Source organism: Microbacterium sp. A20 (genome assembly GCF_004794515.1).
Taxonomy (GTDB): Bacteria; Actinomycetota; Actinomycetes; order Actinomycetales; family Microbacteriaceae; genus Microbacterium.
This window is the reverse complement of record NZ_SSDF01000090.1, coordinates 132,080-153,918: the sequence shown is the minus strand read 5'-3', so window position 1 is coordinate 153,918 and position 21,839 is coordinate 132,080. Positions and strand designations below refer to the sequence as shown.

The 21,839-nt window shown below is 69.3% G+C and carries 24 protein-coding genes; 9 read left to right on the top strand and 15 right to left on the bottom strand.

What is annotated here, in order from left to right; translation table 11 throughout:
• Positions 1-25 precede the first annotated feature (25 nt).
• Positions 26-1,048 carry an endonuclease/exonuclease/phosphatase family protein gene (locus DW298_RS16705; protein WP_136043586.1) on the top strand — a complete coding sequence of 341 codons (1,023 nt, stop codon included), beginning with the start codon at positions 26-28 and terminating at the stop codon, positions 1,046-1,048.
• Between the two features lie 37 nt (positions 1,049-1,085).
• Positions 1,086-2,507, top strand: coding sequence for an aminopeptidase P family protein (locus tag DW298_RS16700; protein ID WP_136043585.1), 1,422 nt, complete (start codon positions 1,086-1,088; stop codon positions 2,505-2,507).
• 27 nt (positions 2,508-2,534) lie between these two features.
• On the opposite strand, the gene DW298_RS16695 is transcribed toward DW298_RS16700, so the two are convergent.
• On the bottom strand, positions 2,535-3,185 hold the full coding sequence (locus DW298_RS16695) for an alpha/beta family hydrolase (protein ID WP_136043659.1): 651 nt from the start codon (positions 3,183-3,185) through the stop codon (positions 2,535-2,537).
• 25 nt (positions 3,186-3,210) lie between these two features.
• Positions 3,211-3,924, bottom strand: a complete 714-nt coding sequence (locus tag DW298_RS16690) for a general stress protein (protein ID WP_205820419.1) — start codon at positions 3,922-3,924, stop codon at positions 3,211-3,213.
• 85 nt (positions 3,925-4,009) lie between these two features.
• Between DW298_RS16690 and DW298_RS16685 the strand changes: the two genes are divergently transcribed.
• The 3 genes from DW298_RS16685 to DW298_RS16675 are packed head-to-tail and all read left to right on the top strand — an operon-like array spanning position 4,010 to position 6,908.
• A complete protein-coding gene (locus DW298_RS16685; protein WP_136043584.1) occupies positions 4,010-5,278 on the top strand; it encodes a CBS domain-containing protein in 1,269 nt (422 codons plus the stop codon).
• On the top strand, positions 5,278-5,790 hold the full coding sequence (locus DW298_RS16680; RefSeq protein WP_136043583.1) for a DUF1003 domain-containing protein: 513 nt from the start codon (positions 5,278-5,280) through the stop codon (positions 5,788-5,790). The genes DW298_RS16685 and DW298_RS16680 overlap by 1 nt, the downstream gene beginning before the upstream one ends.
• On the top strand, positions 5,787-6,908 hold the full coding sequence (locus tag DW298_RS16675; RefSeq protein WP_136043582.1) for an Mrp/NBP35 family ATP-binding protein: 1,122 nt from the start codon (positions 5,787-5,789) through the stop codon (positions 6,906-6,908). The genes DW298_RS16680 and DW298_RS16675 overlap by 4 nt, the downstream gene beginning before the upstream one ends.
• A gap of 13 nt (positions 6,909-6,921) precedes the next feature.
• On the opposite strand, the gene DW298_RS16670 is transcribed toward DW298_RS16675, so the two are convergent.
• Together DW298_RS16670 and DW298_RS16665 are read right to left on the bottom strand one after the other, a co-directional pair.
• On the bottom strand, positions 6,922-7,563 hold the full coding sequence (locus DW298_RS16670; protein ID WP_136043581.1) for a hypothetical protein: 642 nt from the start codon (positions 7,561-7,563) through the stop codon (positions 6,922-6,924).
• Positions 7,560-7,934 carry a twin-arginine translocase TatA/TatE family subunit gene (locus tag DW298_RS16665; protein WP_136043580.1) on the bottom strand — a complete coding sequence of 125 codons (375 nt, stop codon included), beginning with the start codon at positions 7,932-7,934 and terminating at the stop codon, positions 7,560-7,562. Before DW298_RS16665 ends, DW298_RS16670 begins: the two co-directional genes overlap by 4 nt.
• Positions 7,935-8,024: 90 nt before the next feature.
• On the opposite strand from DW298_RS16665, the gene DW298_RS16660 reads away from it, so the two are divergent.
• A complete protein-coding gene (locus DW298_RS16660; protein ID WP_136043579.1) occupies positions 8,025-8,663 on the top strand; it encodes a class I SAM-dependent methyltransferase in 639 nt (212 codons plus the stop codon).
• A gap of 97 nt (positions 8,664-8,760) precedes the next feature.
• On the opposite strand, the gene DW298_RS16655 is transcribed toward DW298_RS16660, so the two are convergent.
• From DW298_RS16655 to dapE, 3 genes are all read right to left on the bottom strand, one after another.
• A complete protein-coding gene (locus DW298_RS16655) occupies positions 8,761-8,934 on the bottom strand; it encodes a DUF3117 domain-containing protein (RefSeq protein WP_017203323.1) in 174 nt (57 codons plus the stop codon).
• Between the two features lie 94 nt (positions 8,935-9,028).
• Positions 9,029-10,246, bottom strand: a complete 1,218-nt coding sequence (locus tag DW298_RS16650; protein ID WP_136043578.1) for a hypothetical protein — start codon at positions 10,244-10,246, stop codon at positions 9,029-9,031.
• Entirely contained in the window at positions 10,228-11,301 is a 1,074-nt protein-coding gene (gene dapE, locus DW298_RS16645) for a succinyl-diaminopimelate desuccinylase (protein WP_136043577.1), read from the bottom strand. Before dapE ends, DW298_RS16650 begins: the two co-directional genes overlap by 19 nt.
• A gap of 65 nt (positions 11,302-11,366) precedes the next feature.
• Between dapE and dapD the strand changes: the two genes are divergently transcribed.
• A complete protein-coding gene (gene dapD, locus DW298_RS16640; protein ID WP_136043576.1) occupies positions 11,367-12,314 on the top strand; it encodes a 2,3,4,5-tetrahydropyridine-2,6-dicarboxylate N-succinyltransferase in 948 nt (315 codons plus the stop codon).
• A 273-nt stretch (positions 12,315-12,587) separates the two neighbouring features.
• Positions 12,588-13,991: a DEAD/DEAH box helicase gene (locus DW298_RS16635; RefSeq protein WP_136043575.1), complete on the top strand. Its 1,404-nt coding sequence runs from the start codon at positions 12,588-12,590 to the stop codon at positions 13,989-13,991.
• A gap of 70 nt (positions 13,992-14,061) precedes the next feature.
• Here the strand turns inward: DW298_RS16635 and DW298_RS16630 are convergent, their stop codons facing one another.
• The 6 genes from DW298_RS16630 to DW298_RS16605 all read right to left on the bottom strand — a co-directional run bounded on the left by DW298_RS16630 (position 14,062) and on the right by DW298_RS16605 (position 18,478).
• The gene (locus DW298_RS16630) at positions 14,062-15,351 is read right to left on the bottom strand and encodes a citrate synthase (RefSeq protein ID WP_081859847.1); all 1,290 of its coding nucleotides are present in this window, start codon (positions 15,349-15,351) and stop codon (positions 14,062-14,064) included.
• Positions 15,352-15,541: 190 nt separating this feature from the next.
• Complete coding sequence (dapC, locus tag DW298_RS16625; protein ID WP_136043574.1) at positions 15,542-16,654, bottom strand: succinyldiaminopimelate transaminase; 1,113 nt, start codon at positions 16,652-16,654, stop codon at positions 15,542-15,544.
• A 9-nt stretch (positions 16,655-16,663) separates the two neighbouring features.
• Positions 16,664-16,984, bottom strand: coding sequence for a ferredoxin (fdxA, locus tag DW298_RS16620; RefSeq protein WP_136043573.1), 321 nt, complete (start codon positions 16,982-16,984; stop codon positions 16,664-16,666).
• A gap of 9 nt (positions 16,985-16,993) precedes the next feature.
• Complete coding sequence (locus DW298_RS16615) at positions 16,994-17,404, bottom strand: histidinol dehydrogenase (RefSeq protein WP_136043572.1); 411 nt, start codon at positions 17,402-17,404, stop codon at positions 16,994-16,996.
• A gap of 40 nt (positions 17,405-17,444) precedes the next feature.
• Positions 17,445-17,759 carry an AzlD domain-containing protein gene (locus tag DW298_RS16610; RefSeq protein ID WP_029262903.1) on the bottom strand — a complete coding sequence of 105 codons (315 nt, stop codon included), beginning with the start codon at positions 17,757-17,759 and terminating at the stop codon, positions 17,445-17,447.
• Positions 17,756-18,478: an AzlC family ABC transporter permease gene (locus tag DW298_RS16605; RefSeq protein ID WP_136043571.1), complete on the bottom strand. Its 723-nt coding sequence runs from the start codon at positions 18,476-18,478 to the stop codon at positions 17,756-17,758. The genes DW298_RS16610 and DW298_RS16605 overlap by 4 nt, the downstream gene beginning before the upstream one ends.
• A 104-nt stretch (positions 18,479-18,582) precedes the next feature.
• Here DW298_RS16605 and DW298_RS16600 point away from each other — a divergent pair, with 104 nt between their 5' ends.
• On the top strand, positions 18,583-19,131 hold the full coding sequence (locus tag DW298_RS16600; RefSeq protein WP_136043570.1) for a helix-turn-helix domain-containing protein: 549 nt from the start codon (positions 18,583-18,585) through the stop codon (positions 19,129-19,131).
• A 3-nt stretch (positions 19,132-19,134) separates the two neighbouring features.
• On the opposite strand, the gene DW298_RS16595 is transcribed toward DW298_RS16600, so the two are convergent.
• Together DW298_RS16595 and glsA are read right to left on the bottom strand one after the other, a co-directional pair.
• Positions 19,135-20,760: an MFS transporter gene (locus DW298_RS16595; RefSeq protein ID WP_136043569.1), complete on the bottom strand. Its 1,626-nt coding sequence runs from the start codon at positions 20,758-20,760 to the stop codon at positions 19,135-19,137.
• Positions 20,757-21,803 carry a glutaminase A gene (gene glsA, locus DW298_RS16590; RefSeq protein ID WP_136043568.1) on the bottom strand — a complete coding sequence of 349 codons (1,047 nt, stop codon included), beginning with the start codon at positions 21,801-21,803 and terminating at the stop codon, positions 20,757-20,759. The genes DW298_RS16595 and glsA overlap by 4 nt, the downstream gene beginning before the upstream one ends.
• Between the last annotated feature and the right edge of the window lie 36 nt (positions 21,804-21,839).

The window sequence follows — 21,839 nt, the reverse complement described above, 5'->3', positions numbered from 1 at the left end:
AGGCGCCGCTTCTAGGCTGGAGGGGATGTTTCGACTACTGGGGATCCTCTTCACCGTCCTGCTCGCGATCGCGACGGCGATCGTGGTGTGGCCGCAGTTCTTCCACCTCGAGCAGACCTATCCCTTCGCGCAGCTCGTCTCGGTGCGAGGCCTGGTCCTCGGCGGGTTCCTCATCGTCGTCGTGCTCGCCCTCCTGCTGCTGTTCGCGCGGCCGCTGCGGGGTTTCGCCGCCTCCGTGCTGATCGTCGCTCTGCTGGGCGCCGGCGCCACCGCACTGATCGGAGCGAGCAGGGGCTTCGGGGCTACCGCCCTTCCGGAGAAGACCGAGAGCAGCGTGCGGGTGCTCACCTGGAACACCGCGGGCGAGGCTGTGTCGGCCGACGTGATCGCGCAGCGCATCCTCGACCAGGGCGCCGACGTGGTCGCACTTCCCGAGACGACCGAGGAGGTCGGCGAGCGCATCGCGATCATGCTGCGGGAGCAGGGCCACCCGATGTGGGTGCACCATGTGCAATTCCGTCCCGATGTGCAGGACGGGCCCCAGTCCTGGCAGACCACTGTCCTGGTCGCCCCCGACCTCGGCGAGTACTCGGTGATCGAGTCGGCGAAGGACGGCACCAGCAACACGGGTTCCGTGCCCAGCGTCGTCCTGATGCCGATCGACGGCGAAGGCCCCACGATCGTGGCCGTGCACGCGGTCGCACCGCGTATGGAAGAGATGCAGCAGTGGCAGAGCGACCTGCAGTGGATCGCCGACCAGTGCCCGCAGGGCGACTTCATCCTGGCCGGTGATTTCAACGCGACGATCGACCACATGGCCGGTCTCGGCGTGGAGGGCGGCGACATCGGCTACTGCCGTGACGTGGCGGCGCGCACCGGCAACGGTGTCACCGGCACCTGGCCGAGCTCGCTCCCGACGCTCGCGGGCGCACCGATCGACCACGTCATGGCATCGCAGAACTGGACGCCGACCGGCTCCGTCGTGCTCGACGATGCCGGCGGCAGCGACCACCGCGCGCTGGTCGTGCAGCTCGAGCCGGCCGGCTGAGCTCCCGTGCATCCTCTCCAGATGACAGACTGGAGGGATGAGCACCGGAGAGCGCGACACGATCGCAGAACCCACCGTCGAAGCATCGGCCGAGAACAGCACCACGAACCGCAAGCAGCCGTTCCCCCAGGGCTTCCTCGACACCATCTCCACCGGCTGGGCCGAGCGTCCGGAGACTCTGCCGAGTCCGCGCGAGCAGGCCGCCTACGCCGCCGCCCGACGAGCTGCCGTCTCGGCTGCATTCCCCGGCAAGCGCCTGGTGATCCCCGCCGGGTCCCTCAAGCAGCGCAGCAACGACACCGACTACGTGTTCCGCGCGCACTCCGCCTTCGCGCACCTCACCGGATGGGCGTCGGATGCGGAGCCCGATTCGGTACTGGTCTTCGCACCGACCGACGCGGGACATGACATCACGCTCTTCTTCCGCGAGCGCGCCGACCGGACGACGACCGAGTTCTACGCCGACGCCACGGTCGGGGAGTTCTGGATCGGCCCCCGTCCGTCGCTGGCCGGTGTCGCTGCCGACCTCGACATCGCGACCGCTCACCTCGACGAGCTCGAGGCCGTGGAAGGCGAACTGGTGCTCGACGACGACGACGCGCTGACCCGCTTCGTCTCCGAGCTGCGCCTCATCAAGGACGAGTTCGAGATCGCCGAGATGCGCCGTGCGGTCGAGATCACGGCCGACGGGTTCGACGACATCATCCGCGAGCTTCCCGCCGCCGTCGCCCACGCCCGCGGCGAGCGCGTCGTGGAGGGGGTCTTCCACCGCCGGGCACGCGAAGACGGCAACGGCGAGGGCTACGACACGATCGCGGCCTCCGGCCCGCACGCCTGCTACCTGCACTGGACGCGCAACGACGGCACGGTCGTTCCCGGCGACCTGATCCTGGTCGATGCCGGTGTCGAAGCCGACAGCCTGTACACGGCCGACATCACCCGCACGCTTCCCGTGTCGGGCACGTTCACCGAGGTGCAGCGCCGCGTCTACGAGACGGTGCGCGAAGCGGCGGACGCGGCCTTCGCTGCGGCGCGGATCGGCGTGCGGTTCCGCGACGTGCACGGTGCCGCCATGAAGGTCATCGCCGAACGCACGGCGGAGTGGGGCCTGCTGCCCGTCACGGCCGAGGAGGCCCTCGACGCCGACAAGGGCGGCCAGCACCGCCGGTACATGGTGCACGGCACGTCGCATCACCTCGGCATCGACGTGCACGACTGTGCGCAGGCGCGCCGCGAGATGTACTACGACGGCATCCTCGCCCCCGGCATGGTGTTCACCATCGAGCCGGGTCTGTACTTCCAGATCGACGATCTGACGGTTCCGGCAGAGCTCCGCGGGATCGGCGTGCGCATCGAGGACGACATCCTGATGACGGAGGACGGCCCGGTCAACCTGTCGGCGGACATCCCGCGCACGGCCGACGAGGTCGAGGCCTGGATCGCCCGACTGCAGGGCTGACACGGCACGGCGGCGAGTTCGCCCGCACTAGCGGCGGGTGAACTCGGCGACGAGCGGCGCGAGGGATGAGCCGATCTCGGAAGCGGGACGCTTCTGTCCCTTCACCTCGAACGTGTGGCCTCCACCCTCGACCCACACGACTCGGGCGTCCTGGCAGGTCGCGACCGCCTCCTCGAACTGCGAGATCGGCTGGATGAAGGGGTCGTGCGTCCCCTCGACGAACAGCTGCGGAACCGCGATGGCCGGCAGATGCTCCACCCGTGGCTTCTCCGGCCGCCCCGGTGGATGCAGCGGATAGCCGAGGTACGCCAGGCCGTCGACGACGAGACCATCTGCGACGGCCATGGATGCCATCCGTCCGCCGTAGGACTTGCCGGTCGCCCAGACGCCCGCGGACGGCTCACTCGCCCGTGCGAACTCCACGACGGCGTTCCACGTCGCGATCGCGTGTGCCGCGGGGCCCGGCATCTTCCTGCCCTGCTCGACGTAGGGAAAGTTGAAGCGCAGCGTCGAGAAACCGAGTTCGCCGAGCGCTGCCGCGAAGCCGGTGAGGAACGGATGGTCCTTGCCGGTGCCCGCACCGTGCGCGATGGCGATGACCGTGCCGTTCACGCCGGCTGTCCAATCCGCCGAGACCGTCGTGGTCCCCGTGGGCAGATCGACCGAGATCTGGACCATCAGGCGGCGAGCGGCGACCGGAGCGTCACGCTCGTCCGCCCTCGAGGCCTTCCGTGCCGGGGGCACTCTCCGGCTCGGCTGCCGGGGGCGACACGGGCTCTCCCGGCGTGGCGTCGGGCTCCGGCATGGCGTCGGCCCCTGGCTGAGGGTCGGCGGGACGCGGCGGGATGACCGGCTCCTCAGGCGCGGGAGCGGGTGCCGTCGCTCCGGGGGTGATCCGCTCGCCGTAGCGCGGCGGCTCGTCGAGGTTCACCGGCGGCCGCACCGGCGCGACCTTCGTCGATCCGAGCACCTGCCGGGCCTTGGCGAGCGATGCCGCCTGCACGGTGACCTCGTAGTGGTCGGCAGCGAACTGCGTGACGCTCGCGAAGTCGCGCCGACGACGCACGATCGCATAGGTGACGAGACTCAGGAGCATGCCGAGTGCGACGCCGATGAAGACGAACCCGACGAAGAGCTGGATCGGCACCTCGGGGTTGCCGATCACGAGGATGGCCGAGAGGAACAGTCCGATCAGGACGCCGTTGATGGCACCCGAACGCGCGGCAGCCGCATACCCCAGCTTCCCGGTCACGCGCTCGACCGTGCGAACGCTCTGCCCGACGATCGCGATGTCCCGTGCCGGCACCTCCCCCGCGATCAGCTTCGACACCGTCTTCTGCGCGCTCTCGTAGTCGCGCGTCGAAGCGACCATCTCGCCGGTCTCGGTGCCGCTCGCGGGGCGGTTCAGCATGCTCATCCGGCTATTCTTCCATGCGCACCGCTCGGGAGCCCGAGACGCGACCATCCCGCCGCCGACCGGACCCGCCGACTACTCTGGAGAAGTGAGCACACAACGGGTTTTCGCCGCGCGCCTCGCCGGGTGCGCCGTCTTCGACCCCCTCGGCGACCGGCTCGGCAAAGTCCGTGATGTCGTCGTCGTGTACCGAAGTACCGCGGCGCCGCGCGTGATCGGTCTGGTCGTGGAGATCCCGGGGCGACGCCATGTGTTCCTCTCGATCGGCCGGGTCACCTCGATCCGGTCCGGACAGGTCATCACCACCGGCCTGATCAACGTGCGCCGCTTCTCTCCCCGCGCCGGCGAGGTGCGTGTTCTCGCCGAGATGCTCGGACGACGCGTGAGCTTCGTGGACGGCAGCGGCACGGCCGTCATCGAAGACGTCGCGATCGAGCCCAACCGCCTCGGCGAATGGGCGATCAGCCAGCTGTTCCTCCGCCGCCCGAAGACCAGTGCCTCGCCGTTCGCGAAGGGCCCGACCACGTTCGCCGCCTGGAGCGAGGTGGCCGAGCAGCGCGCACCGGGTGAATCGCAGTCCGCCGAGCAGCTCGTCGCCTCATACTCCGAACTGCACGCCGCCGACCTCGCCAACACCCTGCTCGATCTTCCGCAGCAGCGCATGATCGAGGTGGCCGAAGAGTTGTCGGACGACCGTCTCGCCGACGCCCTCGAGGAGATGCCCGAGGACGAGCAGGTGCACATCCTCGATCGTCTGGGTGACGAGCGCGCAGCCGACATCCTCGACCAGATGGAACCCGACGACGCCGCCGATCTGCTCGCCCAACTGGCACCGGACCGGCTCGAGCAGCTGCTCGAGCTGATGGAACCGGAAGAGGCCGAAGACGTGCGGATGCTGCTGCGTTACGGTCCCGACACGGCGGGCGGTCTGATGACCCCGGAGCCGATCATCCTCTCCGCCGACGCGACCGTCGCGGAGGCGCTGGCCCTGATCCGCCGCCACGAACTGCACCCCGCGCTGGCCGCTGCGGTCTTCGTGACCCTGCCGCCGTTCGAGACGCCGACCGGACGCCTGCTCGGCCTCGTGCACTTCCAGCGGATGCTGCGCTACCCGCCGCACGAGCGACTCGGCGCGATCCTCGACGACAGCCTCGAACCCGTTCCCGTCACCGCATCCGCCGCCGAGGTGGCGCGGCTGCTGGCGAGCTACGACCTCGTCTCACTGCCGGTGATCGACGCAGCCCACCGCCTGGTGGGCGCGATCAGCATCGACGACGTGCTCGACTACCTGCTCCCCGACGACTGGCGATCGCACGACAGCGACGACACACCCTCTCCCGCGAAGGAGGCGCGCTGATGCCCCGCTCCCCGCGCCTCGACGCGCCGGGCCGCACCACGACACGGCCCCGGGCGACCTCGCGCGACCGGTTCGGCCGCTTCACCGAGTGGGTCGCCCGCGCGATGGGCACCCCCGCGTTCCTGGTCATCCTCAGCCTGTTCTGCGTGGTCTGGATCGTCTGGAACACGCTGATGCCCGAGAACCTGCGCTTCGACGATGCGGCCCTCGGCTTCACCGCGCTGACGCTCATGCTCTCGCTGCAGGCCTCGTACGCCGCACCGCTCATCCTCCTCGCGCAGAACCGCCAGGACGACCGCGACCGGGTGCAGATCGAGCAGGACCGGCAGCGCGCGGAGCGCAACCTCGCCGACACCGAGTACCTCGCCCGTGAGATCGTGGCGCTGCGCATGGCGCTCGAGGAACGCAACGCGCAGGCCGTGACGCGCGACGTGCTGCGGCAGGAGCTGAAGGCCCTCCTCGCCGAGCTCGAGGACGACGGGGACAAACCGACCGCAGGCGCCGCCTCGTGACCGAGGCCGACCTCGTCCGCGCCGCCGTCTCCGCGGTGACGGATCCGGAGCTGCGCCGCCCGATCGGCGAGCTCGACATGGTCCGCGAGATCGCTGTGGACGGCGACCGGGCTCAGGTCGGCATCGTGCTGACCATCGTGGGCTGCCCGGCCGCGACGCGCATCGAGTCCGACGTGCGCGAGGCTGCCGCCTCCGTGCCCGGCATCACGTCGGTCGACGTCGAGGTGGGCGTGATGACTCCGGCAGAGCGCAAGGCCCTCACCGAGAAGCTCCGCGACGGCAGGCCGGCCCGTCACATGCCGTTCGGCCCGGACTCGCTCACCCGCGTGATCCTCGTCTCCAGTGGCAAGGGCGGCGTCGGCAAGTCGACCGTGACCGCGAATCTCGCCGTGGCTCTCGCCGACCAGGGGCTGTCGGTCGGCCTGGTCGATGCCGACGTGCACGGATTCTCGATCCCGGGGCTCCTCGGCATCCCGGCGGGCACGCAGCCGACGCGTATCGACGACCTCATGCTGCCCCAGGTCGCGCACGGCGTGAAGACCATCTCGATCGGCATGTTCCTCCGCGACGGGGAGTCCGTGGTGGCGTGGCGGGGACCGATGCTGCACCGCACGGTGCAGCAGTTCCTCACCGATGTGTTCTTCGGCGACCTCGATGTGCTGCTCATCGACATGCCGCCCGGCACCGGCGACATCGCCATCTCGATCGGCCAGCTCCTCCCGCATGCGGAGGTGCTGGTCGTGACGACCCCGCAGACCGCTGCCGCAGAGGTGGCCATCCGCAGCGGACTCGTCGCACGGCAGACGGGGCAGCGGGTGATCGGCGTCATCGAGAACATGGCGGCGTACACGCTCCCCGACGGCACGGTCATCGATCTGTTCGGCTCGGGCGGAGGGGCGGCGGTCGCCGAGGCTCTCTCCGAGCCGGGGGCGACGGTCCCGCTGCTGGCCTCGATCCCGCTGAGTCCCGCGCTCCGCGAGGGTGGCGACGCCGGCCTCCCGATCGTCGCCGGTGAGACGACGGATTCCGCAGCCACGACGATCCGCGACCTCGCACGCTCGCTCGCTCGACAGGGCCGGGGCCTTTCCGGCCGCTCACTGCCGATGACGATCGGCTGAGGGTGCAGGTGGTCTAAGACCCCGGCGGCGCTGTCCAGGATGCGCCGGCGCGCTGCGAATTCCGTGCGCTCCTGCGTCTGGTGACCAGTCGTCGGATCAGGATGACGACGGGCAGCAGCACGGCGACGGGGAGACAGAACACCGCGCCGAACGCCAGGAGCGTCCCCGTGGCGAAGTCGCTCCCACCGGTGCGGCCGAGCCCGATGGAGCCGCTTCCGAAGGTGTCACCGGCGATGAGGAACTCGCCGTCATACGTGTCGAGCGAGTCACTGCAGGTGACGGTGTGAACACCCGCATCCACGCTCGTGAACTGGGTGTGCTGTTCGAACCCGCGCTTCGGGGTCATCCACCAGAGCGTGTCATCCCAGGACAGCGAGGGGCCTCCGCGCTGAGCGAGCAGGTCTCCGTCCGAACCCGACACCGAGCACTCCAGCGTCCCGAGCATCGCGGAGACACCGCTGCCCCAGATGCCGACGCGTTCGCCCGCATTCAGCTCGACCGTCTGCCCTCGTCCGAGCGGAAGCGGGTCCGCCTCTCCCACGGATGCTGCGACAGGCATCACCCACAGCGTCCAGATCAGGACGCCGATGCACGCGCACAGAGCGGAGAACCCGAATGCCACGGCGTCGCGATCGGCGAGCCGCCCTCGCGTCACGTGGCTTCGGGATCGAACGGAGGCCGGTTGCTCGCGCTGAACTCCTGCGGGAGCGCACGGGGAGCGATCGGCTCGGCGATCGTCTCCTTCGCCTGGGCGGGAGTCGCCGGCTGCGGCTCCTCGAAGAGCGCGTCGCGGATGATCCGTCGGGGATCGTACTGACGCGGGTCGAGCTTGCGCCAGTCCACATCGTCGAGCTCCGGGCCCATCTCCTCGCGCATGCGGGACTTGGTCGAGCGCAGGTACTCGCCGGCCTTGCGGACCATGCGGGAGAAGCCCTCGGCTGCTCGCGGAAGACGCTCAGGGCCGATGATGAGGACCGCGATGAGACCGATCAGCAACAGCTTCTCGAAGGTGAGCCCGAACGTCATCTCTACAGGCTACCGTCGCGCCTGCCGTCCGCAGGTACACCGAGCGAATACTCTGGAGGGAATCACCGGGCAGGCAGGGAGAGACAGGCCATGAGCGAGCACGACGCGAACGCGCGATTCCTTCGCGAGTCCATCGTGGAACCCGACTCCATCGCACGGGCGCGCGCACACGCGGTCGAACTCGGCGCGATGCCGATCAGCACCGTCGTCGGTTCCCAGATCGCCGTTCTCGCCGCAGCAACGGGTGCACGCTCGATCGTCGAGATCGGCACCGGTGCGGGAGTCTCCGGACTCTGGCTGCTGCGCGGAGCACCGCAGGCCGTGCTCACCTCGATCGACAACGAGCCCGAGCACCTCGCGGCAGCACGACAGGCTTTCGCCGACGCGAAGGTGCCATCCACCAAGGTGCGGTTCATCACCGGTCGCGCGATCGACGTGCTCCCCCGCATGAATGAGTCCTCGTACGACATCGTGCTCGTCGACGCGGACCCCGACCACATCATCGAGTACGTCGAGCACGGACTCCGCCTCGCCCGCACGGGCGGCATGGTCCTGGTCCCGCGGATCCTCGGCGGCGGCCGCGTCGCCGACCCCGTGCAGCGCGATGAGGTCACGTCGGCCTACCGCTCGCTGGTGCAGGAGACCCAGGAGTCCTCGGCCGTCCTGGCGACCGTGTCACCCGCGGGTGAAGGGCTGCTTCAGCTGATCAGACTCGCCGACAGCGACTGACGAGAACTCGCTCCGGGTGCGCCCCGGAGTCGACGAAGGGCGGCGGATCCGAAGATCCGCCGCCCTTCCGGATCCGCGGATGCGGACCCCAGATCGATCAGGCCGGTGCCACGACGGCGGCAAGCACGTCGTGAAGCTCCTTGGCCTCGGCGTCGTTCACGGAGACGACCAGACGGCCGCCGCCTTCGAGCGGAACGCGCACGATGATGAGTCGTCCTTCTTTCACGGCCTCCATAGGTCCGTCTCCGGTCCTCGGCTTCATCGCTGCCATCGTGGCTCCCTTTCCTCCGGTGGTATGGAATGAGTTTATCGGGTGTCACCGGGACCTGGAGGTCACCGGGCAACAATTAGGTCGCCCGGCGACGTCAGGGCACCTGCCAGAACGTGCTCCCGAGCGCATACACGTGGTAGATCCAGAACCATTGGCCCAGGAGACAGAGGGCCACCACTGCCCCGCGCCACCACCGCGACCGCGGAACCGCGACGGCCCCCCAGAGCGGACTGAGCGGTAGCAGCAGGCGGAAGGTGCTCGACTGCGGGAAGAACACCGCAAGGAGGTACAGCAGGTAACTCGCGCTCCACAGACGCACGTCCCTGCCGAGCGCACGCACCTGGGGTGACAGGAGGAGTGCAGCTGCGGCGGCCGCGACCAGCAGCACGAGCGCCACCGGCCCCCACCACTGCGGCATGCCCCAGAGGGCGAACCAGAACTCCGAGGCCTGAAGCCACCCCTCGAACGGGACGAACCCGTCGACCCCTCCGGTGACCCAGTGCCGGCGCCACGCGAGTTCGGTCGCGAGGTAGGCACCGGGATCGCCCGTGACGACGCCGGCGATCACCTGCCAGGCGAAGCCCGCCGCGGTCGCGAGCGCCCCCAGCGCGATGATGTGCCCGACCTCCCGCCCGGAGAGCGGTTCCGCTCTGCGACGGAACCAGCGCACGACGCCGTGCAGCCCGAGGTAGAGGGCGAACGCGAGGATCCCCGGGCGCGTGAAGGCCATCACCGGGATCAGGAGGTAGAGCCGGCCGTACTCGTGTCTGATCGTCGCGTCGAGCGCGAGGAACAGCAGAAGCAGGAAGAGGGTCTCGGCATAGCCGACCTGGAACATCGCAGCGATGGGCCCGGCAGCGAAGAACACGACCGCCCAGAGAGCGGCGGACGCGCCGATACGGTCACGGAGCAGACGATGAAGCGCGAGACAGGCCAAGTATCCGGCCGCCAGCGAGATCAGGAGAGCGCCGACTCCCCACGATCCGAAGACGAAGCCCACCGCCTTCGCCGCATATGCGAACACCGGCATGAAAGCCCAGGCATTCTCGGCGACCTCGCCCGACTCCGTCCGGGGAAGATCGGCGGGATAGCCGGCTTCGGCGACCAGCCAGTACCACTGGGCGTCCCACCCGAGGACGAAGTCGGCGAGTCCGGCGTCGGCGCCGAAGCGCGAGAACGACGTCGACAGCGACGCGGCGATGAGCAGGAAGATCGTGGTCGTCGCCCGCGCGGCGAGGTAGATGACCGCGATCCTCAGCGCGACAGGCGTCTGCGCCCACCGGCGAACCGCGCTCAGCGCGAGGTGAGCCATGCGCGCAGGCCCCGCTCCACGGCGTCGATCTGCGCGAGCGGCACCCGCTCCTCATCGTGGTGCGCGAGGTGCGGGTCGCCCGGGCCGTAGTTCACTGCCGGGATGCCGAGCGCCGAGAACCGGGCGACGTCGGTCCAGCCGTACTTCGGGCGCGGCTCCGCGCCCACAGCCGCCACGAACTGCTTCGCGATCTCGGCGTCGAGTCCGGGGCGCGCGCCCTCGGCGGCATCGGTGATCTCGACATCGAAGCCGGCGAGAACCCCGCGGAGGTGCGCTTCAGCATCTGCGGCGGACTTGCTGGGAGCGAAGCGGTAGTTGACCTCGACCTCGCACGCGTCGGGGATGACATTGCCCGCGACACCACCGGCGATGCGCACGGCGCTCAGGCTCTCCCGGTACAGCAACCCCTCGACCGGCACCTCTTTGGCGCGGTACTCCGCGAGCCGGGTCAGGATCGGCGCTGCACGGTGGATCGCGTTCTCGCCGATCCAGGCGCGTGCGCTGTGCGCGCGAACGCCGGTGGTGCGCACGATCGCGCGCAGCGTGCCGTTGCACCCGCCCTCGACCTCGCCGTTGGACGGTTCGCCGAGGATCGCGAAGTCCGCCTGGAACAGGTCGGGTCGTACGGCGGCGAGCAGGCCGAGACCGTTCTTGGACGCCTCGATCTCTTCGTTGTCGTACCACATCCAGGTGATGTCGATCGCGGGATCGGTGAGCTCTGCCGCGAGCTTGAGCTGCACGGCCGTGCCCGCCTTCATGTCGACGGTTCCGCGCCCCCAGAGGTAGGGCACGCCGTCGATCTCCATATCCCTGGTCGGCAGGTTCGCATTGATCGGCACGGTGTCGATGTGTCCGGCGATGGCGACGCGTTGCGCGCGCCCGAGATCGGTGCGGGCGACGACCGTGTTCCCGTGGCGGAACACCTCGAGGTGGGACAGCGGGGTGATCGCCGCCTCGATCGCGTCGGCGAGCGTCTTCTCGTCGCCGGACACGCTCGGGATGTCGCAGATCGCACGAGTGAGGTCGACGGAGGACACGGTCAGATCGAGCACCATGGGTCAAGCCTACTTACCCCGTCATGCGTGAAGTCCCCCACCCCACGGCGCGATAGCGTGGAGGCATGAGCGACGCACGCACTGTATGGGGTATCGGCCTGACCACGACCGCCGGCGATGGCACGGTTCTCGATGCGTGGTTCCCGGACGTGCGCGCGGGAATCCTCACGGCAGACGATGCCGCCGTCTCCGCCCTCGAGCCCCTCGTCGGTGCCGATGAGCGACGGAACGTGACCGTCGAGATCATCCAGCTCCAGATCGACCTCGACGACGCTCCCGCTTCAACGGCCGACGCGTACTTGCGCCTGCACGCTCTCTCGCACCTCGTCGTGCGCCCCAACGAGCTGAACCTGGACGGCATCTTCGGCCACCTGCCGAACGTCGCCTGGACGAACGCCGGCCCGGTGCTTCCCGCCGACGCCGCCCGTCTGCGACCGCACCTCCAGCGCGCAGGCATCCAGGTGCAGGGCCTGGACAAGTTCCCCCGCCTGACCGACTACGTCCAGCCCGCGGGCGTCCGGATCGCCGACGCCTCGCGAGTGCGGCTCGGCGCACACCTCTCCCCCGGCACCACCGTCATGCACGAGGGCTTCGTCAACTTCAACGCCGGGACGCTCGGCTCCTCCATGGTCGAGGGCCGCATCTCGCAGGGGGTCGTCGTCGGCGACGGCAGCGACATCGGCGGCGGTTCCTCGATCATGGGCACGCTGTCGGGCGGAGGCACCCATCGGGTGTCGATCGGCGCACGCACCCTGCTCGGCGCCAACGCGGGCATCGGCATCTCGCTCGGCGACGACTGCGTCGTGGAAGCCGGCCTCTACGTGACCGCCGGGACGAAGATCGTGCTGGTCGACGGCCCGGTGACTCCGGACGGCGGGCGGAAGACCGTGAAGGGCGGAGATCTCTCCGGCCAGGACGGGTTGCTCTTCCGCCGGAACTCCCTCAGCGGCGCCGTCGAGGCCGTGCGCCGCGCCGGCGTGGGCGTGACGCTCAACGAGGCTCTCCACGCCTGAGAGACGCCTCAGCCGGCAGGCTCGACCCGCGTCCGCAGTCGACATGCAGCTGATCACATACGCGCACTGGTAGACTGACAGCGTTGTCCGCACCGCCGGTGCTGCAACATCGTCGTCGTCATGGGGTCTCCGAGGACCAAAGCGAGCAGAAGCTGCTCCCACCACCAGCATGAGCTGGCATTTCGAACGGCGAACCGATGCGCAATTCCTGCGCCGTCGCCCACCTCACCCCTTATCTCGCGCCGATCACTCGTGCGCTGACGGAGTTTCTGCATGTCTACTTTCCTTGAACTCGGCGTTCCCGCCGAGCTCGCCGCCGTTCTCGCCGATTCCGGCAAGACCGAGGCCTTCGCGATCCAGCGCGACACCCTTCCCGACTCCCTCGCAGGACGCGACCTCCTCGGTCGCGGACGCACGGGCAGCGGCAAGACCATCGCCTTCGCCCTGCCGCTCGTGGCGCGCCTCGCCGCTTCCGGCGGACAGCGCCGCGCCGGTCTCCCGCGCGGACTCGTCCTCGCCCCGACCCGCGAGCTCGCGACGCAGATCGCCGCGACCATCGCCCCGCTCGCCGAGGCCGCCGGCCTGCGCGTCACGACCGTCTTCGGCGGCGTCAGCCAGCGTCCGCAGGAGCAGGCGCTGCGCGGCGGCGTCGACATCGTCGTGGCCTGCCCCGGTCGACTCGAAGACCTCATGAAGCAGCAGGTCGTGCGCCTCAGCGCGATCGAGGTCACGGTGCTCGACGAGGCCGACCACATGGCCGACCTCGGCTTCCTCCCCGGTGTCACCCGCATCCTCACCGCGACGCCGGCCGGTGGCCAGCGCCTCCTGTTCAGCGCGACGCTGGACCGCGGCATCGACACCCTCGCCCGCCGCTTCCTCTCGAACGCGGTCAGCCACGAGGTCGACGAGGAGAGCGTGCCCGTCGGCGAGATGACCCACCGCGTGCTGGTCGTCGACTCCACCGACAACAAGACCGCTCTCGTGAAGGAGCTCGCCTCCGGCACCGGTCGCCGCATCCTCTTCACCCGCACCAAGCACCAGGCGAAGAAGCTCGCGAAGCAGCTCACGGCAGCCGGGATCCCGGCCGTCGACCTGCACGGCAACCTCTCGCAGAACGCGCGTGAGCGCAACCTCGGCGCCTTCTCGGCCGCCCCGGAAGACGGTGGCGTGCGCGTCCTCGTCGCGACCGACGTCGCAGCCCGCGGCGTGCACGTCGACAACGTCGACCTGGTCGTCCATGTCGACCCGCCCGTCGAGCACAAGGCGTACCTGCACCGTTCCGGACGTACGGCCCGTGCCGGTGCGGCCGGCACCGTCGTGACCGTCGTGCTGCCCGAGCAGCGCCGCGATGTGAAGGACCTGCTCCGCAAGGCCGCGATCACCGCTCCCCTCGAAGACGTCACCACGGCGGCGATCACCGCACTGGTTCCCGAGCGCGCACCGCACGTGCGCCCGGCCCCGGTGCAGGCTCCGCAGCAGCAGCAGCAGCGCCAGTCGTCCAAGCAGCGTCCCGCCGGCGGCGAGAAGAGCGGTGCGGCGAACCCGCCCGCACGTCGTCGTCGCCGTCCCCGCGCCGGTGGCTCCGGCGGCCAGGGCGGCGGCTACCAGGGCGGTGGCTACTCCACGCAGAGCGGTCAGTCCCGACAGGGTGGCGGCCGGAGCTCGCAGGGTCGCTGACCCGCGGACTCCACTAGACAGAAAAGCGCCCCTTCCGCTTCGGCGGAAGGGGCGTTTTCTCGTTCAGCGCTCAGCGAGTCGGGAACGACCGCTCGGGAGAGCCCGTGTAGAGCTGCTGCGGACGCCCGATCTTGGTCTGCGGGTCGAGCTGCAGCTCGCGCCACTGCGCCAGCCAGCCGGGCAGACGACCGATGGCGAACAGCACCGTGAACATCCGGGTCGGGAACCCCATCGCCTTGTAGATGACGCCCGTGTAGAAGTCGACGTTGGGGTACAGGCGACGCTCACGGAAGTAGTCGTCGGCGAGGGCGAGCTCCTCGAGCTCCTTCGCGAGGTCGAGCAGCGGGTCGGTGACGCCCAGCGACGAGAGCACCTCATCGGCTGCGTCCTTGACCAGCTTGGCGCGCGGGTCGTAGTTCTTGTAGACGCGGTGCCCGAAGCCCATGAGCTTCACGCCCTCTTCCTTGTTCTTCACCCGCTCCACGAAACGCGAGACGCTCTGGCCGGAGTCGCGGATCTGTCCCAGCATCGTGAGGACGGCCTCGTTCGCACCGCCGTGCAGCGGACCCGAGAGCGCCTGGATACCGGCGGACACCGAGGCGAACTGGTTCGCACCGGTGGAGCCCACGAGGCGGACGGTCGAGGTGGAGGCGTTCTGCTCGTGGTCCTCGTGGAGGATGAGGAGCAGCTCGAGGGCCTTCGACATGACCGGGTTGACCTCGTACTCCTCGCTGTGCACGCCGAAGTTGAGCTTGAGGAAGTTGTCGACGAAGCTCAGCGAGTTGTCGGGGTACAGGAAGGCCTGACCGACGCTCTTCTTGTGCGCGTACGCCGCGATCACAGGCAGCTTGGCGAGCATGCGCACCATGTTGAGCTCGACGTGCTCGGGGTTGTGCGGGTCGGTCTGCCCCTCGTAGTACGTCGAGAGGGCGGCGACGGCCGACGAGAGCACCGACATGGGGTGCGCGGTGTGCGGCAGCGCCGAGAAGAAGCGCTTGAGGTCTTCGTGCAGCAGCGTGTGACGACGGATCTTCTCGTCGAACTCCGCGAGCTCGGAGGCCGAGGGCAGTTCGCCGTAGATCAGGAGCCACGCGACCTCGAGGTAGCTCGTGGACCCTGCCAGCTGCTCGATCGGATATCCGCGGTAGCGGAGGATCCCCTTGTCACCGTCGATGAAGGTGATGTCTGACTTCGTGGACGCGGTGTTGACGAAGCCGTAGTCGAGGCCCGTGTAGCCGGTCTGCCGGGTCAGCGTCGAGAAGTCGATGCTGTCGTGCCCTGCCGTGCCGCGCAGTACCGGGAATTCGGCGGTCGTATCGCCGATCGTCAGCTTCGCCGTCTGCTCTGCCGCTGCACTCACGCGGTCCTCCTCCTGGCGTCCGACCCCGCTGGTCGCGGTGTATCGGACAAGATCTTGATCAAGTCGGAACTGGCGATCTCACGGCGCTGTGGCACCAGGTCGAGACACGACCGAATCGCCTTTACAGCCTAGTAGGCACACAGGCCTACTGTGACATCCGCCAAACAGATGCCCTCTTCACGGAGAATACCTACAGAGCCGCGGCGGTGAGCCGGCGCGCGCCTTCTCGCACTCGCTCGGTGGGAGCGGTCAGCGCGAGGCGCACGTGCTGCGAGGAGTCCGCACCGTAGAACGGACCGGGGCCGGCGAGGATGCCGAGATCGGCGAGGCGGCCCATCGACTCCCAGGCATCGCGCCCTTCCGTCGCCCAGAGATACAGCCCGGCCTCCGAACCGTCGATGCGGAAGCCGGCGGCCTCGAGCGCCGGGCGCAGTGCTTCGCGCCTGGTGCGGTACAGATCCTTCTGGGCGGCGACGTGATCGTCGTCGCCGAGCGCGATCGCCATGGCGTGCTGCACGGGGGCGGGCGGCATGAGCCCGAGGTGCTTGCGCGCGGTGAGCAGCTCTCCGACGACGTGCGCGCAGCCCGCGACGAACGCGGCGCGATAGCCGGCGAGATTCGACTGCTTGCTCAGCGAGTACACGCTGAGCAGGTTCGCCCTGCTGCCGTCGGTCACCCGAGGGTCGAGGATCGAGGGAATCGGCTCGGTCGCCCAGATTCCGTCCCATCCCAGCTCGGCGTAGCACTCGTCGCTCGCGAGCACGGCTCCCAGCTCACGCGCTCGGCGCACGGCTGCAGCGAGCTCATCGACCGTCCAGGTGCGGCCGTCCGGATTGCCCGGGGTGTTGATCCAGATGAGCTTGGTGCCCTCCGGCCACTCCGCGGGGTCGTCGGCCGGCAGGGGCGTCGCGCCGACCACTCGCGCGCCGACCTCGTAGGTCGGGTAGGCCACTCGCGGGTGCACGACGATGTCGCCCTCGCCGAGGCCGAGGAGCGTGGGGAGCAGAGCGACGAGCTCCTTGGAGCCGATCGTCGGCAGGACGTTGTCGACCCGGAGATCGGGCACTCCCCTGCGCCGCGCGTACCAGTCGACGATGGCCTCCCGCAGCGTCGGCGTGCCGACCGTCTGCGGATAGGCGTGTGCATCGGTGGCCTCGGCCAGAGCCCGGCGGATGAGTTCCGGCGTCGGATCCACCGGCGACCCCACGGAGAGATCCACGAGACCCTCCGGATGCTGCGCGGCACGCTCACGGAACGGGACGACGGCATCCCACGGGTAGTCGGCGAGGTCGCGGACGCTCACAGAAGACGCCTACTCGCCCTGGGGCGGGAGCGCGGCGATGATCGGGTGATCGAAGTCGTAGACGCCGACCTTGGCGGCGCCGCCGGGCGAGCCGATCTCGTCGAAGAACTCGACGTTCGCCTTGTAGTAGTCCTGCCACTCGTCGGGCAGGTCGTCTTCGTAGTAGATGGCCTCGACCGGGCACACCGGCTCGCAAGCACCGCAGTCCACACACTCATCGGGGTGGATGTACAACGAGCGTTCACCCTCGTAGATGCAGTCAACGGGGCACTCGTCGATGCAGGCGCGATCCTTGACATCGACGCACGGGAGGGCGATCACATACGTCACCCCTCCAGTCTACGACTCGCGCGGCTCGGGTTCCTGCGCGGCAGGCGCGACGGTGCGTACGGGAACCCTCGAGAAGGAGGGCCAGGCGATCACGAGCAGGACGATTCCCGCGACCAGGTAGGTCCAGATCTGTCCGCTGAGCGAGTCCGGGACGACGACGGATCCGCCGGGCCCCACACCCGAGATCAGCACCAGCATGCCGATCATGCCGAGGCCGGCTGCCACCGCGGCTCCCCGGTCGTGGGTGAGAGCGCGCACCGCGACGAGGATCGCCGCGCAGGCGATGGCGGCCACGATGAGACCGATCGGGATCGGCCCCCACATCACGCTGTGCGCGATCGTGCCGGCGATGCCGTAGACGCCGCCCACCAGGGCCGCAGCGACCCACGACAACACTCTCGACACCCAGCTCACGCGCACCCGTCGATCTTACCGGCGCCCCCTGTGACGGAGCAGTCCGTCACGAGGCGAGGCCGAAGAGCCGCAGAAGCGCCGCGACCAGTGCGGCCGCTGCCACGACCACGAGGAACGATTGCCGAAGCCACAGGAGCCCTCCCGCGACCAGCAGGGCGGGCACGCGCGCGTCCACCGTGATCGCCTGACCGTCGCCGAGAGTCTGCACCGCGACGAGCGCTGCCAGCAGCGCCACCGTGAGCAGGTCGGAGATGCGAGCAGTACGAGGTGCTTCGAGGACCTTGGGCGGCACCAGGTACCCGGCGGCCTTGAGCGCGACGCAGATGAGGGCCGCGAGGAGGATCGCACTCCACAGGCTCATGGTGCCCCCTCCGTTCCGACCCGGGCGTGATCATCCGGCGGCGTCCCGCGCCCGCCCAGCCAGTTGAACCAGCCGACGGCGATAGCGACGACGGCCGCGACCAACACCGGGAGGCCGGGCATGAGGAACGGAGTGAACGCCGCGGCGACCACGGCGGCCGCCACCCCCACCGCGATGGCCTGCCGCTGCCGGAGCCGCGGCCACAGCAGCGCGAGGAAGGCGGCTGCGGCCGCGGCATCCAATCCCCAGGTCCGGGGATCGCCGAGCACGTCACCGACGAGCGCGCCGACGAGCGTCGTGATGTTCCAGCCCACGAAGATGCCGATGCCGGTCACCCAGAAGCCCACCTGCCGCAGTCGGGGGTCCCCTTGCGAGATCGCCACAGCTGTCGACTCGTCGATCGTGAAGTGCGCAGCGGCGGCCTTGCGCACCGGTCCCCCGCCCACGATCGGCGACATGCGCATTCCGTAGGCGACGTTGCGCACCCCGAGCAGGGCGGCGGATGCGACGGCGGACGGCAGCGCGGCCAGACCGCCGGCGGTGAAGACGCCGACGAAGGCGAACTGGGATCCCCCGGTGAACATCAAGAGGCTGAGGACGCAGGTCTGCCAGACATCGAGCCCGGACGCCACGGCCAACGCGCCGAACGAGACGCCATAAGCGCTGGTCGCGAGCACCACGCCGAGCGCCTCGCGCCAGACCTCACGCTCGGCGGTCATCGCTCACCCGGCGCGCCCTTGTTCGCTTCGCTGAACACATGATGATAATTCTGAACACCGAGGTACGGATAGTCAAGCGAACGAACGTTTGACATGATGAACGCATGGAAGACCTCCGCACGCGCATCGCCCGCACTCTGCGCCGAGAACGAGAGGCCGTCGGCCTGTCTATCTCCGAGCTCGCGCGCCGCGCCGACGTATCCAAGGCGACGGTGTCGCAGCTCGAGAGCGGCGCAGGCAATCCGAGCGTCGAGACTCTGTGGGCGCTCGGCGTCGCGCTCGGAGTACCGTTCGCGGTGCTCGTCGACCAGCAGACGAACGCTCCCACTCTGATCCGCGCCGACGACCTCGCCGGCGTCCCCTCCTCCGCAGCCGCGTACAGCGCCACGCTGCTGTCGGCCAGCCCTCCCGGCGCCCGCCGCGACGTCTACCTCATCCGGGCCGAACCGGGCGACGCAAGACGCTCCGACCCGCACCACGCCGGGACGATCGAGCACGTCATCCTGATCTCCGGCCAGGCCCGGATCGGACCGGTCGACGAGCCGGTACTCCTCAACCCCGGCGACTACCTGACGTACGCCGGCGACGCACCGCACATCTTCGAGGCGGCCGCCCCCGGCACGAGCGCCGTGCTCATCTCCGAACTCCGCTGAGTCTCACTCCCCGCCGGCCGCAGGCGACGGGTCGGGGATCTCGTGCGGTCGGTATTGCGGCAGCCGCGAGGCCGGGAGGATCGCCAGCGCACTGATCCCGGCGAGGAGGAGCAGGCCGAGCTTGAGCGTCCCCAGCCGAGACTCCTCGTTGATGGCGACGGCCGCGTCGACCTGAGCCGGTGTCGCATCGGTGTCCTCGAGGGCGGCGCGGAGGTCGTCGTTGCTGACGAAGTTGAGGTTGTCCATGTCGACCTGGGCGACGAGCGACGGCGGCAGCTCGGGGTGCTCCACCACGGCCCGGCCGATGCTGAGCCCGAGGAGCGAGACCAGAAGCGCGCCGGCGAGGGCCGTGCCGACTGCCGACGCGAGGTTCTGTGTGGTGCCGCGCAGCGATCCGACGTCACCGGCGAGTTCGGCGGGCGCTGCGGTCACGAGCACGTTGAAGACCAGCGTGACGAGTGCGCCCTGTCCGATGCCGAAGACGATGAGGCCTGCGATCGTGGGGACCGTCTCCCAGTTGTTGGTCACGACGAACGACAGCCACACGAGTGCCATCGTGGTGAGGATGAAGCCGGCGACGCCGATCGTGCGGGGCGGGAAGCGCTTGTACAGCCGCACCACGAGCGTGGCCGTGACGAAGACCGTGAGATTGAACGGCATCATCGCGATGGAGGTGTCGAACGGAGTGCGTCCCTGCACGATCTGGATGTAGAGCGGGATCGTGAAGTTCACGCACGCTTCCAGCGCGACCACGATGAACATCGCGTACACGGCTGCCCGTTCCCGCGAGGAGCCGAGGACGCTCAGGTCGATGAGCGGCACCTTCCCCTCTGCCATCCGCTTCCTGGTCCAGAGGAAGAACGCCTGTCCGAGGACCAGTCCCACCACGATGAAGATCGGCGCCGGAGAGAGCCCCAGCACGGAGAACGGGGCGTCGGCGGTCGCCGCGACCGCACCCCAGGAATTCAGGTTGTTGAATCCGAGGGTCAGCAGGACGATGCCGGCGCCGATGAGCAGCGACGCCACCAGATCGATCCGGATCGACGCGTCGCCACGGTCTCCGCGCAGGGTGAAGCTCAGTGCGAACACGACGACGGCGATCCCGAACACGATGAAGAACATCGGCCGCCAGCCCACCAACGTTCCCAGAGTGCCGCCGATCAGGAAGGCGCTGACACCGGAGATCGCGCGCGCCGAGCCGATCGCCCCGATGGCCGTCGCCTGCTGCGCGCCGCGGTAGTTCTCGGCGATGAGCGCGACGATCGACGGGACGATGATCGCCGCCGCGGCTCCCGCGACCGCCTGCCCGGCGATGGCCCACCACACCGTGGGTGCGAGGATCATCATGACGGACGAGGCCGCGAACAGCGCGATCACGATCCGGAAGATGACGACCCAGCCGATTCGCTGTCCGAGTTTCGCGCCGGTCATCACGAGCGCGGCGACGGCGAGACCGTACATGACGATGGTGGTGCTCGCCACGGTCGGCGGCACGCCGAACTCGCTCACCATGCCGCCGAGCGAGATCGGCAGCGCCGCGACGTTGAACGACATCAGCACCTGCGCGAGGAACAGGCTGACCATCGGCAACCACGAGGTCTTGGTCGGGCTCTGCTGCGTCTGGGTCATGGCTGCTCCCGGGTTGCGGATGAGGGTGCGATCGTGGCGGGGTTGCTCTGAGCCGGTGCGGAGGCGAACAGGTTGAGCCCGAGCACACGCGACAGGTAGCCGATGGCCATCTGGGATCGGATGGAGTTGCCGGCCTCGTCGAGACGCGGGGAGAATCCAGCCGCAGCGCCCTTGCCCGGGGCGACGGCGACGATGCCTCCGGAGACGCCGGACTTCGCGGGCAGCCCGATCTCGAACAGCCAGTCGCCGGAGCGTTCGTACAGGCCTGTCGATGCGACGACCGCGAGCGTGTCGCGGCACACCTCCGCCGAGACCACGCGCTCCCCGGTGACCGGGTTCACTCCCCCGTCGGCGAGCGTCGCTCCCATCACCGCCAGGTCATGGGCGGTCACGCTGAGGGCGCATTGGCGGGTGTAGACATCGACCACCTCGTCCGGGTCGCCCGTCAGCCGCCCGTAGCTGCGCAGCAGACGACCGAGCGCACGATTGCGGTCGTTCGTCTCCGCTTCCGACGCGTACACGACGCCGTCGAGCCTCAGCGGACGACCTGCGAACGCCGACAGTCCCTCCCGGACACGTTCCCACTGCTCGACCGAAGTGCTCCCCGGCACGAGCGCGGTGGTGGCGATGGCTCCCGCATTGACCATCGGGTTCATCGGGTGGCCGTCGTTGAGCTCCAACGCCATCACGGAGTTGAAGGGGAGCCCGGTGTTGTTCACGCCGACGATCTCGCGCACACGCTCGTGTCCGTGTTCCTGGATCGCGAGAGCGTAGACGAACATCTTCGAGATCGACTGGATGGAGAAGGGGTGCAGGGCGTCGCCAGCATCGTGCAACCCGCCGCCGACTTCGATCACCGCCAGGCCGAAGAGCTCGGGGTCGACCTCCGCGAGCACGGGGATGTAGTCGGCGACTCGACCCCCACGCTCCTGCACATAACGGGAGTGCGCATCCCGCACGATCTCCTCCACGCGATCCCACGCCGGAAGGGTGCCGGTCGAGGCGATCTGCGGGACATCTCGCCATGCGGTCGGGTCGAGCACATCTTCCTCCACGGATCGGTGACGCCCCCAGCCGTC

Coding starts and splice junctions, on each gene's coding strand:
- DW298_RS16610 (WP_029262903.1), bottom strand. CDS start 17,759: ATGAGCCTGTGGAGTGCGATCCTCCTCGCGGCCCTCATCTGCGTCGCG.
- DW298_RS16650 (WP_136043578.1), bottom strand. CDS start 10,246: ATGGCTCACCTCGCGCTGAGCGCGGTTCGCCGGTGGGCGCAGACGCCT.
- DW298_RS16605 (WP_136043571.1), bottom strand. CDS start 18,478: ATGACCGCCGAGCGTGAGGTCTGGCGCGAGGCGCTCGGCGTGGTGCTC.
- DW298_RS16700 (WP_136043585.1), top strand. CDS start 1,086: ATGAGCACCGGAGAGCGCGACACGATCGCAGAACCCACCGTCGAAGCA.
- DW298_RS16690 (WP_205820419.1), bottom strand. CDS start 3,924: ATGAGCATGCTGAACCGCCCCGCGAGCGGCACCGAGACCGGCGAGATG.
- dapD (WP_136043576.1), top strand. CDS start 11,367: ATGAGCGACGCACGCACTGTATGGGGTATCGGCCTGACCACGACCGCC.
- DW298_RS16705 (WP_136043586.1), top strand. CDS start 26: ATGTTTCGACTACTGGGGATCCTCTTCACCGTCCTGCTCGCGATCGCG.
- DW298_RS16695 (WP_136043659.1), bottom strand. CDS start 3,185: ATGGTCCAGATCTCGGTCGATCTGCCCACGGGGACCACGACGGTCTCG.
- DW298_RS16600 (WP_136043570.1), top strand. CDS start 18,583: ATGGAAGACCTCCGCACGCGCATCGCCCGCACTCTGCGCCGAGAACGA.
- DW298_RS16635 (WP_136043575.1), top strand. CDS start 12,588: ATGTCTACTTTCCTTGAACTCGGCGTTCCCGCCGAGCTCGCCGCCGTT.
- DW298_RS16680 (WP_136043583.1), top strand. CDS start 5,278: ATGCCCCGCTCCCCGCGCCTCGACGCGCCGGGCCGCACCACGACACGG.
- DW298_RS16665 (WP_136043580.1), bottom strand. CDS start 7,934: ATGACGTTCGGGCTCACCTTCGAGAAGCTGTTGCTGATCGGTCTCATC.
- DW298_RS16660 (WP_136043579.1), top strand. CDS start 8,025: ATGAGCGAGCACGACGCGAACGCGCGATTCCTTCGCGAGTCCATCGTG.
- dapE (WP_136043577.1), bottom strand. CDS start 11,301: ATGGTGCTCGATCTGACCGTGTCCTCCGTCGACCTCACTCGTGCGATC.
- DW298_RS16595 (WP_136043569.1), bottom strand. CDS start 20,760: ATGACCCAGACGCAGCAGAGCCCGACCAAGACCTCGTGGTTGCCGATG.
- DW298_RS16655 (WP_017203323.1), bottom strand. CDS start 8,934: ATGGCAGCGATGAAGCCGAGGACCGGAGACGGACCTATGGAGGCCGTG.